Below are 16,576 nucleotides of genomic sequence, written 5' to 3' on the forward strand. Positions count from 1 at the left end.
GAAGAGAGAGTTACTTAAATCAATCACAATAAGTGCCCATGTTCACCAAATCAATATTATATTTTTGTGATAAGTAACAAAACACAGTGGCTCTTCCCGTCGCAGCCAAACTTGCTTTGTAATAAAGAACTTCACTGATATGGCCAGAGAAAAAATTAGAAGTAGATTCGTTAGTTCCCATATAAATATTATTTTGTGAAAAAATTTGTGCGGTATTGATTGTGATTCCACCCGTGAGAATGTTAGAGTAAAATCCGAAGAATGTTGCACCTACATGTTCGAAACTAACCAAGTAAGGTGTTAGAATTCCACTAAAAACGGGATTTGTATATCCTACATCTCCATTGCTTGGTTTTGTCATATGGATTCTATTGCTTTGAATATTGTAAGAAACTCCCCCTGTCGCTGATTCTAATAATGTGCCGTCGGAAGTATTGGTACGACTAAAGGCCAAAAAGAAGGTAGAGTTGTTGGATGGAATGTCCGATGCAGAACCTCTAAAAAGGTATTGTGAACTAGCTGCATTAAAATTGACAGAAGGTTTTCCATTGAATCCAACGTTGTTATAAGTCGGTGCAGCGGCACCATTAAAAAAAGAGGCAGCGTTCCCACTTTGATCATGCCAAGTCGTAACATTTGTCCCATTTCCTTGGTTTGATAAACTATCGGCACTTAGGTGAAGAACCAAGCTACTAATTCCTAATGTAGGAGACCAAGAAACAACCTGTCTAGGATCATATCCAGAAAGTGCTTGGATTTCATTTGTACTCAATGCTCTATTATAAATGATGACCTCGTCAATCGAACCTGTGAAACTGGTAGCAAGATCGGTTCTTGTCCCTATGGTGAAAGCAAGTGGAAGAGTGTCCCAGGTATTTTTGACACTTGTTTGGAGTAAGACTCCGTTATCATATAACATTGCAAGATTTCCATTAGGTGGTCCATGGAAAACTCCACAAAGTTGGTGCCAGACGTTTTCATGGTTGTAGTATAAACCTTCTACATCGTTTCCAAATCCAGAAAACAAATACTTACTTCCAGAAGTCCCAGACCCAAGAGAAATCAATCGATCAACACTGGCCATTCCATAACTAACAATTGTTCCTGGATCGGTCAGTTGGGACTTGTAATGTGCACAAATGGTTCGCGGTTGGTTTGCTTTGGGAAGTTGTGTATTGGCTGTAGACACAGAGAGATAATTTGTACCGTTGGTACTAATTGCACCTGCGGCATTTCCAAATCGATCTGTTGAAAAACCAACGCCCATATTACTTGTTTGGTTTCCCATCCCACTTACATCTTGGATGCTATTATTAAAATCAAAACGAGCGACAAGGCCTACTGGGATTTGTGCAGAAATTAACCTAACCTCTTTGGGGTCTAAAGCTTTGGAATAAATTCGTAAATCTGCCATTTTACCGGCAAAATGCTGCGTAGGGAAAGTCATGATTTTTCCCAAATAGATCCCAGTTCCTGGAGTTGTCGTAACGGAACCTCCGATAACGGATGGGCCAGCGATCACTGTTCCATTGTTATAAATGATTCCCACTGATCCATCAAAGGTGCCGCAGATATGCGACCATTGGTTGAGAGGGATTGAATACGTTGTGAATACTTCACCACCTCCCAATCCTCCAAATCGAATGAGATTGGATCCACCAGCATTTTTATACAGAGAAAGAATAAATTCTGTACTTCCGCCGGCAGAACCATAGGAAAAAATAGGTGAGTTTTCATTTCCATTAACGGGATATCTTTCCGGATGTACCCAGACACAAACGCTACGTGGGTGCTGTCCCATTGGTAAACCTGTTTCTGAACCATTCGCATAACCTGAATTATCTGCAAAAAATCTTATACTAGAATTTGTGCTTCTATCTCTTCCCGGCGCAAAATTTGTCAGACTTCCATATTGTGACAAAGAATTACCAACTGGACCAGTTGGGTTTAAATTCCCATTCATTTCATATTGCATGAGGAGTTCTATTGGACGGGAGGAATAAGAATTTCCAACAAGGCCTGGGTCCGCATTACGAGCGAGGTCATTGATTTCCGCTTCATTCAGCACTTTTGCATAATACCGAACATCGGCGATCCTTCCTGGGAAGTAATTGGCCATAGAAGCAACTCCAACTGAAAAATCTCCTGTAGGTGGGTTTGTTGTGAATTGTTTCTGGAAAACAAAACTTCCATTCAAATAAATTCGATACACATTATTGGTATCGACTGACATTGTTACATGTGTCCATTGACCAGGAATTACATTTATCGGTATTGCGTCTGGTGGGAATCCTCCTCGCAAAATTCCAAGTTGGCTTTGAGAGGAAATAAAAATTCCGTGTCCATCAGAACTTGCTGTTCCATTGTAGACGATGACTTTGGCAGTGAGAGGAATGGTTCCATCCCAGTTAAACCAAGCGGACATAGTGATGTTGTTTGTTGATCCCGAAGGTGAAGGTGCAATTCCTGCATTGCCTGCAGATGTAACCGCGGCCCCGGAAGTTTCTCCCCATCGGCCGAGTCCAAACCCTGGACTTCCCACTGCCGTAATTGTTTGGTTATTCAAATAGTTTTGAACGGATCCGTTTAGAGGATAGTATGCTAGAAGTCCCGAAGGATTGAGGGAACGAAGCGCATGTGCCGTTCCGAATACCAAAACATTTCCAATATTGGAAATGTACATTGGTGCATTGAGGGAAGCGTTCACTCCTTCCCCATTGATAAGACCAGTACCACCAGAGCCTGCAATGGTAATGACTTCACCGCTTGTCATATGGACTCGTCGGATTCTATGATTTCCGTAATCGGCGACATATAAAAAAATACCATCATGAGTAATTCCATGTGGCATGAAGAAACTAGCACTCGTGCCAACTCCTTCAACAAATCCACCAGTAGAACTTCCTGCCAGAACTGTTGTAACTCCTGTGACTTTATGAGTTTTGCAAATATTATAAGTACCTAAGTTTGTAGTATAAATATAATCACCAGAAAGAGTGATCCCTTCTGGTTGATTGATATCCCCTCCGCTTGTTAGTGTTGAAACTTCCCTTGTTCTAAGTTTGATGACTCGGATTGCAGAATTGTTTCTATCGGCAATGTATAATTTATCATCATCGAACACAATCCCTGCTGGTGTGGCAAATCTTGCTAGTAAGGGATCTGTCGAATCCACATTTGCATTGCTAGGTGATAAAGTTGAATCGTCACCTGCAAATGTTTCCGCATAACCTGAGCTAATGAGGATACGTTTGATTCGATTTCCTGCAAACTCTGTTACATAGAGATAAGTTCCATCTGTTGTGATTGCTCTTGGATCGTTCAATGCACTGATTGCACCTGATCCAGCTGCATTCCCAGGGATTCCATTTCCGACAAGTGAAGTGACTGCACCGGTTGCTGGATGAAACACACGAATTTTATGATTACCTGAATCAACGATAAATCCGTTGGTCCCATCAAAAGTAACGCCACCGATCGTTGCAAACGTCGCCGAGGTTCCTATTGCATCCGTAGATCCACTGGCAACTTGACCTGCTGCGGTACTCACCTGGCCCCGGTAATAATGAATTTGTAAAGGAGCAGGTTTTTTAGCAGTAATGGTATTCCCATACCGATAGCCAACAACACAGTTCACAGTCACATTCGTAATGTTTGTTCCAAGAACTGTTCCGGAATAATTTGATTGGATGGCACAGACATATCCTGGTGGTTCTGCCGTGATGGAGATATCATAGCCAGTGCCACTTGCAATGGGTGTTGTAAAGGAAATGGGAGTGGTTGTTGCACCACCTGGAACATTAATGGTGTCAATTCCATTCGTTACGGTGAGCCCAGAAGGTAAGGGCACTGTACTTGTGATGTTTCCACTCATGGAATAGGTATTTACCGAACAACTAATTGTTATATTTGTAATTGCTGACGCAGCGACAGTGCCTGTTCCATTGCTGATACTGCAAGTTTGCCAAGGATTTTGTGGGCTGGAAAAAACTGTGACCGCATAATTGGAACCAGTTGGAATGGCAGTATTGAAGGTAAAAGTTCCATTTCCTGAAACGATCAAATCATCCCCTGCGTTGTTTTGTAAAACAAAGGTATTTACTCCAAATGGCGTGGTGAGTGAACTAATTGTCCCTCCCACGGTGTATACATTTGGTTGGTAATTTAAACTAAGAATGTCACTTCCTACATAGTTTACTTTACACATCCGAACTTTTACATTTTGTGAAGAACCGGGTGTGGGGAAGGTATAATTGCCAGCTGTTCCCGAAGAACAAGTGTTTGCTGTCGCACCGCAAACTGGATCGGTAGGGGTTCCCGCAGCACTATCTTTACAAACCCAGGTACTTCCCGTTGTAGCAGTAGAAAAACTAATCGTATCTCCGGAATTCAGTAATGAACCAGTCGCCAAACTTGGTGTTGGTGTGGCTACCTTCAAAGTGTAAGTTGAGGTTAGGACAGTAGACTCTACCCATCCTGTTTTGCAATGGATGGCTTTGATAACAGCTTGGTTTGTATCAGTGATGGATACGTTAGTTGTTGTCATTGTACCTGTGGAACAAGTTGGGTCAACTTGGCCTCCATTTCCTAACGTATAACGGTATTCTGATCCAGGAATCAGAGTGGATAGTGTGACAGTTCCATCATCGTTAAAAATAGATCCACTCACAGGAGAAAAAGTAGGTGTAGGTAAACTACAATTTACTACAGCGGTTCCTTGGTCAGAATTGGTTCCTGTATGAGTTGCCCCCGCTATCATCGTGCAAACTTGGTTAGGTGATGGTAAGGAGACAACGATTTGATAATCGGAACCACCAGGAATGGTTGATGGAAAAGTAAAATTTGTCACTCCAGAAGCAACCGTGACTTGTTGGGTTACAAATGCTGTACCTCCCGTATTGACCAAATCCAATGTAACTGAACCGCTGAGGATACTTGTTGTAGTTCCCCCAGGGCTAGAGACGGTTCCACTGATGAGAAATGCATTACTACAATTGACTGGAATGGTATAAATCCCGTTGGCAACCGTGATGGTTCCAGAGCTCAATGAACAGACTCCTGTAGGGATGATTCCTCCAGGATTATCAATGGTGATAGAGAAGGTTCCGCCACTCAGATAGGTGCCAGGAAAAGAAAAGGTTCCATCTGAAGTTACGTTAATTGTATTTGTGCCATCTAATGTTAGTTTGAGTTCGCTCCCTACACCGAGACTGCCCAAGATTCCCGTGACTTGTGCATTCACTGCAAAGGAATTGGTTGTACAGTTGATGGTGGATGCAATATGTGCGGCTGTCATGGTACCTGTGGTCATTGCCGGTGTTGTGATCGAACAAGTTTGGCTTGGACTAGTGGGTTGGCTGACAATGCTAAAATCGTAAGTCTCTCCAGCAGGAAGTGGCGGAAAAGAAAAGTTTGCAGAATTGACATTGATTGTATCAGTTCCTGCGCCTGTTATATTTTGGAGTTGTAATCCATTTCCTAAAAGTCCTGTTACTGTTCCGTTGATCAGATAGAGTGCATCTCCGCAAACAATTTGAATGCCTTCGATATTGCCATTAAGGACAGTTCCCGAACCGGAAGATACGATGCATTTCTGGATCGGGGAAGTAGGTTGGGTTTTAACAGTTACGTTGTAGAGGGAACCAGACGAAATCTTTTTTGAGAAGGTATAAGTGTCGTTTGCGGATACATTCAGTATATCTCCGTTGTTTTCAACCTGTAGTCCTGAGCCCAAAAGTCCAGTGACTCGAATAGAAACGGAGTAGGTCAAAGTGTTCGCCTGTAAAAAACGAAATGTAGTAAATGTCTCTAAAAATGATCGGTTGATGCTTGGGAATTGACAAGCAAACAGAGGCAATGCGACTGTGTAGACAAAGATTTTTTGGAGAAAATTCATAAAATAACACCGATCTGAAATAGGTTCCGCATTTCCTTAACGACTCTTTCTATTATCGAAAAGTTAAATGTTGGAATCTATAAAGTCCAGATAATTTCTTTCCTAGGAGATATCGTTAGAATAAATCTTACAAAAATCCTCCGGACCGAAACCCCTTGAGAAGGAGTTTCATTTAAATCGGTTCTAAAAGCGAACTTCTGTTTGGTTTAATTGAGTCCTTTGGAAGTTAAAAACTCTGGATTATAAATTTTTGATTGGTATTTGGCTCCACTGTCACATAACACGGTGACTATGGTGTGTCCCGGACCTAGGTCTTTGGCAATTTGATAGGCTGCAGCTAGGTTGATCCCCACACTTCCCCCCATAAACAAACCATCTTTTTTCAAAACTAAATTCAAAATTCGTAGGGCTTCTTTGTCATGGATTCGGATGGCATCATCAGCTGGCATTCCTTCCATATTTTTGGTAATCCTGCCTTGGCCAATCCCTTCGGTAATGGAAGATCCTTCGATCGTGATTTGTCCTGTTTTGACAAAAGAATAAATTCCAGATCCGTAAGGGTCGGCCACAATGCATTTGATATTTGGATTTTTTGATTTAAAAAATAGCCCTGTCCCTGCATAGGTCCCACCAGTTCCTAAAGATGTGGTCCAAACATCAATTTTCCCTTTTGTCTGTTCCCAAATTTCGGGGCCAGTGGTTTCGAAATGGGCATTCCTGTTTGCTAAATTATCAAACTGGTTTGCCCAAACGGAATTGGGAGTCTCACGAGCCATTCGTTCCGATACTCGTACATAATTTCCTGGATCAGAATAAGGAACAGCAGGGACGAGTGTCACTTCTGCACCTAACGTGCGTAGCATTTCTATTTTTTCTTTGGATTGTGTTTCCGGAATGACAATCACTGATTTGTAACCTTTTGCATTACAAATGTGGGTGAGGCCGATTCCTGTATTTCCCGCAGTCCCTTCCACGACAGTTCCACCGGGTTTTAAGAGTCCTTTTTTTTCAGCATCTTCGATGATGTATAAGGCGGCTCTATCTTTGACAGACCCACCAGGATTTAAAAACTCAGCCTTGCCTAAAATTTCACATCCTGTTTCTTCGCTTAAAGAATGAATGCGGATGAGCGGGGTGTTTCCCACAGTATCAATAAAACCGTTGCGAATATTTGTTTTCATGAGAATCGACTTGACTCCTTCTCTTTAGGCTTTCATCTTCCTAGTCTATGTTACAAACCATTCGCCTATGGTTCGCTCCCGCTCCGTCCATACCAAAAAAATCTGAAAAAGAAATCCAAACCCTTTATCCGAAATTTCGGTTTCGCGTTTTGGAATCGACTTTTCTTGGTTATACGACCTATTACTTAACTCGAAATAACTTCTCACCAGTTTCCAAAGAAATTGGGGAAGCTTTGTCTTATTCGAAAGCTGATATAGGTGACATCCTCGCAGTCACTGCCATCACTTATGGGATTGGAAAATTTTTAATGGGAGCACTCTCCGATCGTTCCAATCCAAGAAAGTTTATGGCTGTTGGTTTGTTTCTTACTGCCATTTTGAATTTTTCATTTGGATTTGCGAATCATTATTGGATTCATCTTTTTTTATGGGGTGCTAACGGTCTTGTGCAAGGAATGGGTTGGCCACCATGCGGGCGTTCTTTGGGACATTGGTATTCGGTTGGAGAACGAGGTACTACGTTTGCATTTTGGAATATTGCACATAATATTGGAGGCGGCATTGTTGGGGTGGTTGCTTCCCATTCGGCGGCCAAGTTTGGTTGGCAATATGCCTTCTTTGTACCAGGAGTCATCGCAATTGTTGGATCTATATATTTATATCTACGACTTGTAGACACTCCTCAGTCCGAAGGGCTTCCGCCTATTGAAGTCTATCGAAATGACTATCCACCCGAAGAAAAAGAAGACCACGAAAAGGAACTTACCACCAAACAATTGATTGTTGAACAAGTTTTAATGAACAAATACATTTGGTTGTTTGCAATCATTAATTTTTTTGTCTATATCATTCGTTACAGTTTGATTGATTGGGGCCCTACATATTTAAAAGAAACTAAGGGAGCAGATCTACTGGGAGGAGGATACTCCACACTTATTTTGGAATTTGGCGGGATAGGTTCGACCATTCTCATGGGTTGGGTATCGGATCGGTTTGATGGTAGAAGGGGAATGGTCAGTTTACTTTGTATTATCCCTATTTTCTTTGCCTTTTTAGGCATTTTGTTTAATCCTCCCGGGTCTATCTGGATTGATTATTTACTTTTTGGATTGATTGGACTCTTTATTTATCCACCTGTGATGTTGTTAGGTGTGGCAGGTATGGATTTTACATCGAAAAAGGCAGTGGGTACAGCCGCTGGTTTTATCGGGCTTTTTGGTTCTTTAGGAAGGACGGCACAAGGCAAAGGTCTGGCTATCCTTGCCACAAACTACTCTTGGGATGTGGCCCTATATGCGATCCTTGTTTCTACTTTGATTGCCATCTTCCTCCTTGTTTTCAGTTGGAATTTACGTCCGCGTGGGTAAATAAATTGACTAAATGAATCAAACAGATAGGATACTTAACTTATGACACTCGGCAGAAAAATTTCCATAGGAATCATTGGTATCATAGCGATCCCGTTAATTGTGGCTCTTTTCTTACCTACTGGTTACCAGGTAGAACGTTCCATTGACATTAACAAACCAGCATCAGATGTATTTGCATACATACGAATGTTGAAAAACCAAGACAATTACAGTGTATGGGCGAAAAAAGATCCCAGTATGAAGAAAATTTATACGGGTCAAGATGGGGCCGTTGGTTTTATTTCTCGTTGGGAAAGTTTAGACAAAGAAGTCGGTAATGGAGAACAAGAAATTAAAATGATCAATGCGGATGCATTGGAGATGCAAACTGAATTGAGATTTATTGAACCTTTTGAAGGAACAGAGCGTAGTTATATGAAGGTTTCTTCTTTGGATCAAAAAAAATCCAAAGTCATTTGGGGGTTTGATGGTTCGATGCCTTACCCTTCTAATTTGATTTGCCTTTTTATGAATTTTGAAGAATTGATCGGAAAAGACTTTGAAGAGGGACTATCTAACTTGAAAGTTGTTTTAGAAAAGTAAGGAAAATCATTTCGATTGAACAAACAAAATATCTATTGGCAACTTTACCAAGATGATCCGATTCTAAAGCCCGGATTCCCATCCCCCGTTTTGGCGGATCCGAGTTTTTTATTCCCCGAAAATTGCCCTGATGGACATTGGCATCTCTTTGCTCACAATATTTTTGGAGTCCAGGAATTCCTTTCTGAAGACGGAATCCATTGGAAAAAAAGAAAAACCGTGGTTTGGAATGCCATGCGTCCTTTTATTTTTTTGGAAGAAGGAACTTATTATTTATACTACGAAAAGTACAAATTCCTTCATGTCCTTATGTCATGGTTTCCTTATCGTAAGTGGAAGTCTCATATTGAAGTTCGTACAAGCAAAGATTTAAAATCTTGGTCTTCACCAAAAACTGTCATTACACCTAAATTCCCTTTTCATAAAGATTCTAAATATGGAGAATCAGTTAGTAATCCCTGTTTGGTGAAGTTTGGGGAGAAATACAGAATGTACTTTTCTTCTTCTCTCGTTTTTATCCCTGACTGTGGATTTTGCGAACCAAAACATATTACCGTTGCCGAAGCAAGCTCCCCACTGGGACCGTTTTCCTATTTTTCTGATCCTATTCTTTCCCCAAATGAAATGGATCCGTTTTGTAACTTGGGTGCGGGTTCGATCAAAGTGATTGAATGGAAAGGTCGTTACTTAGGATTTCAAAATGGGATTTTTTGGAATCCTGTAAGGAAGGAATCTTGTTCGGCCATTCTCTTTTTACAAAGTGAAGATGGAATTAATTTTGAACGCATCAACCATACTCCCATCCTTGGCCCCACGGGAAGAGGTTGGAAGGCGAGCCATGTATATGCTTGTGATGTGAAATATTCGGAAAAAGAAAAAATCTTTATCCTCTATTTTAATGCCAGGAACAAAGCACATTGGAGCCAAGGTAAGGAAGCCATTGGTCTTTTTGTGGGTAAGGTTGAAGAATCTAAAACTTCTGGAACTAAATCCACCAAACAAATCAAAAAACCAAAACAAACTATAAAAAAGAAAATATCCCAACCAAAACCGAAGGTTAAGAAGTCTAAACGCAAATGACAAAATCTCTAGTTGGACATTCAAAAGATTTAGGGGACAACTTTGTGATTCGTCGTGTTCTTCCTGCGATGGAAAAACGTTCGGTAGGTCCCTTTGTTTTTTTTGATCACTTTGGTCCTGTACCGGTGGTTACCGGAGAAGAGCTTGTGGTTCGAGCACATCCACACATTGGTCTTGCTACCATTACTTTTTTATATGATGGGGTCATCACTCATCGTGATAGTTTAAAAGTGGAAATGGACATTCGTCCGCATGAAACCAATTGGATGTTAGCAGGATCTGGAATCGTTCACAGTGAACGCTCTAAATTTGATCCTAAATATGAAATTTTAGAAGGCATCCAAACATGGATTGCTTTACCGAAAGATAAAGAAGAAATCGATCCTAGTTTTGAACATTTTTCCGAGGAAGAAATTCCTGTTCTTACCAAAGAAGGATTAGTTTTCAGATTGTTAGGTGGTAGTTTTTTAGGATTACAGTCACCTGCCACTGTCCATTCGCCTTTGATTTATGCTGATATTGAAATCAAACAAAGTGCAGATGCAGTCCATTGGGTTCTTTCTGATAAAGAAGAAGCGGGACTTTACGTGTCTCGTGGTGCTATCGAATCCAATGGGGAGTCTTATGCAGTAGGATCTATGGTTTTGTTTGAAAAGGGAACTTCTGTTTCATTTAAGGCAAAACAAAATAGCCGTTTGATATTGCTTGGTGGGGAACCACTTACGGAAAAAAGACATCTATTTTGGAATTTTGTTTCCACTAATCAAGAAACGATTGAAAGAGCAAAGGAAAGATGGGCAAAAGATGAATTTCCGAAAGTTCCTAAAGAAACAGATCGAATTCCTTTGCCCACTTAAAGTAAAAGTTAGAAATTTATTTCAAATCATCCGCAGCTTTTTTATATTCTTCTGCTTCTGCACGAAATTCTTTTGCAAGACTTAGGCAATGTTCTTTAAACTTTGCTTCACTGATTGCCTTTCCACCTTTGTTGCCCGCCATTTTTTCGTGTCTTTTGGCACTTGCTTCCTTCTCTTTTGCCATCGCACTGAGATAAGAACGTGCAGCCTGTTTACTTTCTGGAGAATTTGCCTCTTTAATCATCAAGTTTTCCAAGTCAGACAAAGCAAACACGGATGTAGATGCTAATACTAGTAATAGGGAAATAATTTTTTTCATAGATACCTCTCTGACATCCATTATACCGATTCTATTAAAATGTCAATAGGGCAGACTATTGATATTTTACAGAATCAGAACCAGCAGACATAAAGGCTACCTTCGTACCAGTTTCTGCAAAGGCAGAGATGGTTTCTGAAAACCCAAAGGCCGTGACAATGAACGTTTCGTTCGGTCCAACTAGTTTTTGGAATTCAGGAAAATAAATAGATCCAGAGACAGTATAAAAAATTCCGAATGTTACTGGGTCACCTAATTTCGAAAAGGTGAAATTTTGCGCTTGATTGAACTCCCAAGATTCTAGTCTAAATTTGTCATTTGAAGTAAAAAGATATCTTGGGAAAGGATGGTATTTGATGAGTTGTTTTGTTTGTTTTTCAGAACCATCTGATTTTTGAAAATTAAGGACAGCGAGTGCTTTTTCTAAATGAAGTTCTCTTGGATTTCCATCATCACCCAATCGTCCATAATCGTAGACTCTGTATGTGGAATCAGAAGATTGTTGCACTTCTAATAGTAAAACTCCGCCACCAATAGCATGGATAGTTCCTGGGTTTAAAAGAAAGACATCACCTGGTTTTACTTTCCATTTTCTGAGAACGTTTTCACCTAAATTCTTTTTGACTAGAGTTTCATACTCTTCTCGGTTTGTGTTGGTATCAAAACCGACAACAAGTTCAGCTCCAGGTTCAGCAGATAAAACATACCAACATTCTTTTTTCCCATTGGATTTTGGATCGTATTTGAGTGCGTAATCGTCATCGGGATGTACTTGGACAGAAAGTTTTTCTTTGGCATCAATGACTTTTACAAGTAGAGGTAATCCTAATTTTGTAAATGGTTTTCCAAGGACAGATTCGGGTGCTTTTCGAATAAGGTCTGTTAGTGGAAGATTTTGAAATTCTAAATTTTTGATAGGGGAAACATCTGATCCGTAAACAGAAACTTCCCATGATTCCCCAATGGACCCTTCTGGAATTTTACGGCCGAGAGATGTTTCGAGTTTTCGCCCTCCCCAGATTTTTTCTTTATATAGGGGGGTTACAAATAGAACTTTGGGAATCTTTTCCATCGATTTCCTTTTTAGACAGTACTCTTTGCTCGTAAAGGGATATTTTTATGTACTAAGAGTTTCACGCGTAGGAATTTTTTCTTAAAATGGGTAAAGGAATCTGGTCGGAATTTGGAAAGGTCAAATTCAAAAACTTTTCCATTCACAAGAGCTGACTTGGGAAATTCTACCTTTAGATTTCTGTAACCTTTATAACTTCCTCGTCCATTACATGCAGGGCAATGCGGGTCACCGCCCATACAATCTCTACAAACAATTCTGACAGTAAGTGGGATCACTGCGATCACAGGACGAATGATTTCCGATTCTTTTAAATCAATAATCAAATCATAATCAATTCCAGTAACCTTACGTCGGTCTTTGTTCCGAAATCCTTTTCTCATAAGCCCGCGTTTGGCGAGTTCTAGGATTCCTGTTGTGAACCGAACACGAGAGACTGGAAGTACAACGGGATGTTCTTCTAACTTGCGTTTTAAGAATTCGCGAGCGTAGTTTTTTTTAAACTCTTCGTCATAACGTTTTCGCCCATCACCTGTTAGTGTTTGGTATGCAAAATAGATACTTTGGAATTTAGAATAGGAGCCTGTGAAGGGATTGTCTGGATGAAATTGTTTTACTAGATGACGGAAAGAGGTTTTAATCTCTTCCGTCGTGGCTCCAAAAGGAATCTCTAGGACTTCGTAAAGGTTTGAAGTTTGTGGTGGTATGGAAAAACTCATTCCACCCTCATTGGACTATGGCTCTTGGAAATCCCCGCTGACAGAAACTTCCATTACAGATTCAGAAACCATTCGGGTTTCCAGTTTTCCTTTGGCTTGGATGTATCTGTCAATGGTTCTTGCAACTTCGCGGAGTCTATCACGATAAGCTGTTGCTAAACGCAATCTTTCCCAAGGGCTTTGGATTTTTTCTAACTCAAAGTTAAGAGTATTGTCATCTGCGTTTGTTACGGTACGAACAGAAAGTGTTAATCCTTTCACTCCACCTGCGGTGCTGTTTTTTAATTCACGATAGGTTGTGACTGGGTCTTTCCCTTTTTCAGTGAGTGATTTTCTTGACCAAAAGGACAATTCATCTAAAGAGAACCCACCGCCTTCGGCTCCACCACCACCTTTCAATTTCATGACAAAACGGCTATGCATAACATAACGAGGTTCAAATGGAAGGTGGATTTCCCTTGCATTCGTCACTTGACCATAACGACTGTCTTTGATTTTCTTTTCGAAACTGAGGAACTTTACCTTTTCATTGATTATGGCATGGTAATCATCCACTTCTTTACCAATTCGTTCAATCTTCTGTTGTTGCTTCGCATTATAAGGAATGAGAGCAATACTACCATCCGGATTTAACTTTTGGGAATCTGCTTGGCTAGCAGGTTCATTTTTTTCATCCGCAGCTAAAAGGCCAACGGTGAGTAGGAAGGATAAAATTAGGACAAACGAGATACGCATACGAACTCCCAGATAGTAGACTCTATATATATTTTCGACTTTTGAAATGAAATCATTAATTTGTTAAAAATAAGGTTGATAAAAAACGCAAAAACCCGAGTCTTGCGGTAGGTCTCCCATGGAAATAAATCTAAAAAAAAATGCCGACGCTTATGTGATCAGCATTTCTGGAAGTTTGGACATTTACACTTCCCTGGATTTTAAAAACTTCCTGGAAACCAATGTTCCTAGCCAACCCACTGAAAATCTGCACGTAATCATCAATTTAGAAAAACTCAATTACATTGATTCTTCTGGAATTGGAATGCTCATCAAACAGCTGAATTATGTCCAAGAACTCAAGGGAAAGTTCTCCATTGCCAATATGAAACCGGCCATTGAGAAGGTTTTTAAAGTGGCTGGCCTTACCAGTTACTTCCAAACCATTGGTGAAGACGAATACCGCGAAAAATACGCCGTTTAGGCAGTCACTTTAGTCTTTCGCATCTAAACGATTTTCTAAAACAAACGCATCCCAAACTCCCCAAAACCGTCCCAGAGAATTGTTACTGGGCACTAGACCGACGTAAATTTTTCCCTCAGGGTATTCAGAAGGTTCGAGGGGGATTTCGACTGGGTTCGAAAAACTTTGGTTTTTGTCGGCATAGATAGAAAGTTTGGGCCTTCCATTCACAAAAATGTTCAGTTTTTTCGGTTTGAATTTGGAACCTTTTAAGGGTTTGTAGCGAGTTATGTCCAGATAGAGATAGACTGTTGATTTGGATAGAATCGTTTTTTCGAGTAGGAACTGAAGGCCTGTTTCTGGCACCATCCTGCAGATATAATCTTGGAGTCCTAAGTGGGGTGCATCTGGTTCCAATTCATAGGATTGGTAAATGGCCCATGTTTTTAGTTCGGGGTAGGTGGAAATATCTTCAGGGAGTAGACCCTCTTCCAATCCGAATTCCTGTTTGGGAATTTGGAAGTCTTTTGCGAACAACGAAACTAAGGTTGATAAAAAGATTGCCGTAAAGAGAAGGATTCGTAGTTTCAATGGAAGCACCTAGTACAAGTATCGGATTACGAGACAAGTCCCCCCTTGAAAATTATTCGCTCTTTAGAATCGATCCAAAACGAGTTTCAAAATGGCTCTTCCTTGACACTCGGCAACTTTGACGGAATCCATGTTGGCCATCAGACTTTACTCTTTCGGACTGTGGAGAAAGCTAAGGATTTAGGTCTGCCTTCTGTGGTTGTTACTTACTTTCCCAATCCTTCTGTAGTTCTTGGGAAAAAACCAAATTTCAAATACCTCTCTTCTGAATCAGAAAAAGAAGAACTCATTCGAGGGTTTGGCATCGACTATTTGGTTGTTTTAGATTTCACTTTGGAACTTTCAAAAATGTCTGCTGAGGTTTTTTTGGAAAAGATTATGATCCAAACATTGAATGCAAAACACATTGTGATTGGTTATAATCATTTTTTCGGAGCTGAACGCCGTGGAGATTTTACACTACTCGACTCAAACAAAACTAAATATGGTTATGCGGTCGAATTAAAAGAAGCGGTTCTAAAAAAGGAAAGCAAAATTTCATCTTCACTGATCCGAGGGTTTTTGGAAAAAGGGGAAATGGAAGAGGCAAAAATTCTTTTGGGAAGAAATTATCATATAAAAGGTGTCGTGTTCCAAGGCGCCAAACGCGGAAGGACGATTGGATTTCCCACGGCCAATATCAAGGTTCCAGAAGATAAGTTGTTACCCACCATCGGCGTGTATGCTTGTTTTGCAAAGTTTGGAGGTCAGGACCACAAAGGTATGGTCAATATTGGCCACAATCCTACCTTTGACGGGTTAGGCCTTCATGTTGAAGTGAATGTTTTCGATTTTGATGGTGATTTATACGGAAAGGAAGTTGAATTAGAAATTGTTCACAAAATTAGAGATGAAAAAAAATTTAGTGGTCTGGAAGAATTAAAAAGCCAACTAACAAAAGATAAAGAAGAGAGCATTCGGATCTTAGATTTTAACTAAGTGGTATAACTTTCCTTTTCGTTTGATTTTTCCTAAAATTTGCCCGTTGGTAGAGTCTTTCTCCAACAATCCTTCCAAAGAAATTTTTGATACAGCCCAATCTTCTTTTAGTTCGTCAAAATAAAACCCGTGTTCTTTTTTTGATGAGTCCTTAATCAAAAGTACATTCTTTTGTTTTTTTTCACCTTCTTCCATCAGAACAAATCCAGGTCCAGGAAACAGCGGAATCAATTTTTCTCTGATGCGTAATTGTTTTTTGAATGCAGGAATATCACGAAGGATTCGGTAAGTTTTTTTAGGAATTAAAAAATTTACACCTTCTAACACATAACAAATAAAAACTAATTTCCCGCTGAGTTTTTGTTCTGAAGGTGGATTCTGTTTTTTTTCCGTAAGGTTTGTTGCAATTCGATTGATTCGATTTTTTAATGCAGAATCCAAAAATTCAATTTTATCTTCCGATTTGATTTTGTCTAAAATATGAAAAAGTGAATCAAATTCCTTTTGTTTGTATTCATTTTTAATTTTGAACTTATGAATTTCAGTGTTTAGACGTTTGCTTCTTTGTAAAAAATAAGGGGATTCGTTGGATTCTGAAAGTTGGATCAGTTGTTCCGACAACTCAATCATGGAAGTAATGTGAGTTTTTGATTCTCTGTCAAGTTCTTCCAAACGAATCAATTCATTTTCTAATTTGATTTTGGTTCGAAAGAACTCTTCTGCCCCTAGTACCTTTCTGGTTGGTTTCATAATG

The 16,576-nt window shown here is 40.0% G+C and carries 14 protein-coding genes; 6 read left to right on the forward strand and 8 right to left on the reverse strand.

What is annotated here, in order from left to right:
- Window positions 1–19: 19 nt before the first annotated feature.
- Both CLV96_RS12935 and CLV96_RS12940 read right to left on the reverse strand, forming a co-directional pair.
- On the reverse strand, window positions 20–5,896 hold the full coding sequence (locus CLV96_RS12935) for a LamG-like jellyroll fold domain-containing protein (RefSeq protein WP_004787178.1): 5,877 nt from the start codon (window positions 5,894–5,896) through the stop codon (window positions 20–22).
- A 206-nt stretch (window positions 5,897–6,102) separates the two neighbouring features.
- A complete protein-coding gene (locus CLV96_RS12940) occupies window positions 6,103–7,077 on the reverse strand; it encodes a cysteine synthase A (protein ID WP_004784889.1) in 975 nt (324 codons plus the stop codon).
- Between the two features lie 47 nt (window positions 7,078–7,124).
- On the opposite strand from CLV96_RS12940, the gene CLV96_RS12945 reads away from it, so the two are divergent.
- Genes CLV96_RS12945 through CLV96_RS12960 form a run of 4 tightly spaced genes read left to right on the forward strand, consistent with a single transcriptional unit; the run spans window position 7,125 to window position 10,966 of the window.
- Window positions 7,125–8,444, forward strand: a complete 1,320-nt coding sequence (locus CLV96_RS12945) for an MFS transporter (protein ID WP_004786557.1) — start codon at window positions 7,125–7,127, stop codon at window positions 8,442–8,444.
- Between the two features lie 42 nt (window positions 8,445–8,486).
- On the forward strand, window positions 8,487–9,029 hold the full coding sequence (locus tag CLV96_RS12950; RefSeq protein ID WP_004785309.1) for an SRPBCC family protein: 543 nt from the start codon (window positions 8,487–8,489) through the stop codon (window positions 9,027–9,029).
- A 15-nt stretch (window positions 9,030–9,044) separates the two neighbouring features.
- Window positions 9,045–10,109: a glycoside hydrolase family protein gene (locus CLV96_RS12955; RefSeq protein ID WP_004784288.1), complete on the forward strand. Its 1,065-nt coding sequence runs from the start codon at window positions 9,045–9,047 to the stop codon at window positions 10,107–10,109.
- The gene (locus CLV96_RS12960) at window positions 10,106–10,966 is read left to right on the forward strand and encodes a pirin family protein (protein ID WP_004787674.1); all 861 of its coding nucleotides are present in this window, start codon (window positions 10,106–10,108) and stop codon (window positions 10,964–10,966) included. Before CLV96_RS12955 ends, CLV96_RS12960 begins: the two co-directional genes overlap by 4 nt.
- A gap of 16 nt (window positions 10,967–10,982) precedes the next feature.
- On the opposite strand, the gene CLV96_RS12965 is transcribed toward CLV96_RS12960, so the two are convergent.
- Genes CLV96_RS12965 through CLV96_RS12980 form a run of 4 tightly spaced genes read right to left on the reverse strand, consistent with a single transcriptional unit; the run spans window position 10,983 to window position 13,811 of the window.
- Window positions 10,983–11,285 (reverse strand): LIC_10421 family protein, encoded by a 303-nt coding sequence (locus tag CLV96_RS12965; protein WP_035983324.1) that lies wholly within the window; start codon window positions 11,283–11,285, stop codon window positions 10,983–10,985.
- 55 nt (window positions 11,286–11,340) lie between these two features.
- Window positions 11,341–12,357 (reverse strand): type I phosphomannose isomerase catalytic subunit, encoded by a 1,017-nt coding sequence (locus CLV96_RS12970; RefSeq protein WP_004785767.1) that lies wholly within the window; start codon window positions 12,355–12,357, stop codon window positions 11,341–11,343.
- Between the two features lie 11 nt (window positions 12,358–12,368).
- Window positions 12,369–13,076 carry a DnaJ domain-containing protein gene (locus CLV96_RS12975; RefSeq protein WP_004784926.1) on the reverse strand — a complete coding sequence of 236 codons (708 nt, stop codon included), beginning with the start codon at window positions 13,074–13,076 and terminating at the stop codon, window positions 12,369–12,371.
- Between the two features lie 15 nt (window positions 13,077–13,091).
- A complete protein-coding gene (locus tag CLV96_RS12980; protein WP_004785674.1) occupies window positions 13,092–13,811 on the reverse strand; it encodes an LIC_12936 family protein in 720 nt (239 codons plus the stop codon).
- A gap of 118 nt (window positions 13,812–13,929) precedes the next feature.
- On the opposite strand from CLV96_RS12980, the gene CLV96_RS12985 reads away from it, so the two are divergent.
- On the forward strand, window positions 13,930–14,274 hold the full coding sequence (locus CLV96_RS12985) for an STAS domain-containing protein (RefSeq protein WP_002973307.1): 345 nt from the start codon (window positions 13,930–13,932) through the stop codon (window positions 14,272–14,274).
- Window positions 14,275–14,283: 9 nt separating this feature from the next.
- Here CLV96_RS12985 and CLV96_RS12990 read toward each other — a convergent pair whose 3' ends face one another.
- Window positions 14,284–14,844, reverse strand: a complete 561-nt coding sequence (locus CLV96_RS12990) for an LIC10729 family protein (protein WP_004784678.1) — start codon at window positions 14,842–14,844, stop codon at window positions 14,284–14,286.
- A 45-nt stretch (window positions 14,845–14,889) separates the two neighbouring features.
- Here CLV96_RS12990 and CLV96_RS12995 point away from each other — a divergent pair, with 45 nt between their 5' ends.
- On the forward strand, window positions 14,890–15,822 hold the full coding sequence (locus tag CLV96_RS12995; protein ID WP_004786743.1) for a bifunctional riboflavin kinase/FAD synthetase: 933 nt from the start codon (window positions 14,890–14,892) through the stop codon (window positions 15,820–15,822).
- Here the strand turns inward: CLV96_RS12995 and CLV96_RS13000 are convergent.
- A complete protein-coding gene (locus CLV96_RS13000) occupies window positions 15,808–16,572 on the reverse strand; it encodes a hypothetical protein (protein ID WP_004785880.1) in 765 nt (254 codons plus the stop codon). The genes CLV96_RS12995 and CLV96_RS13000 overlap by 15 nt on opposite strands.
- Window positions 16,573–16,576 lie beyond the last annotated feature (4 nt).

The organism is Leptospira meyeri, from assembly GCF_004368965.1.
Lineage (GTDB): Bacteria > Spirochaetota > Leptospiria > Leptospirales > Leptospiraceae > Leptospira_A > Leptospira_A meyeri.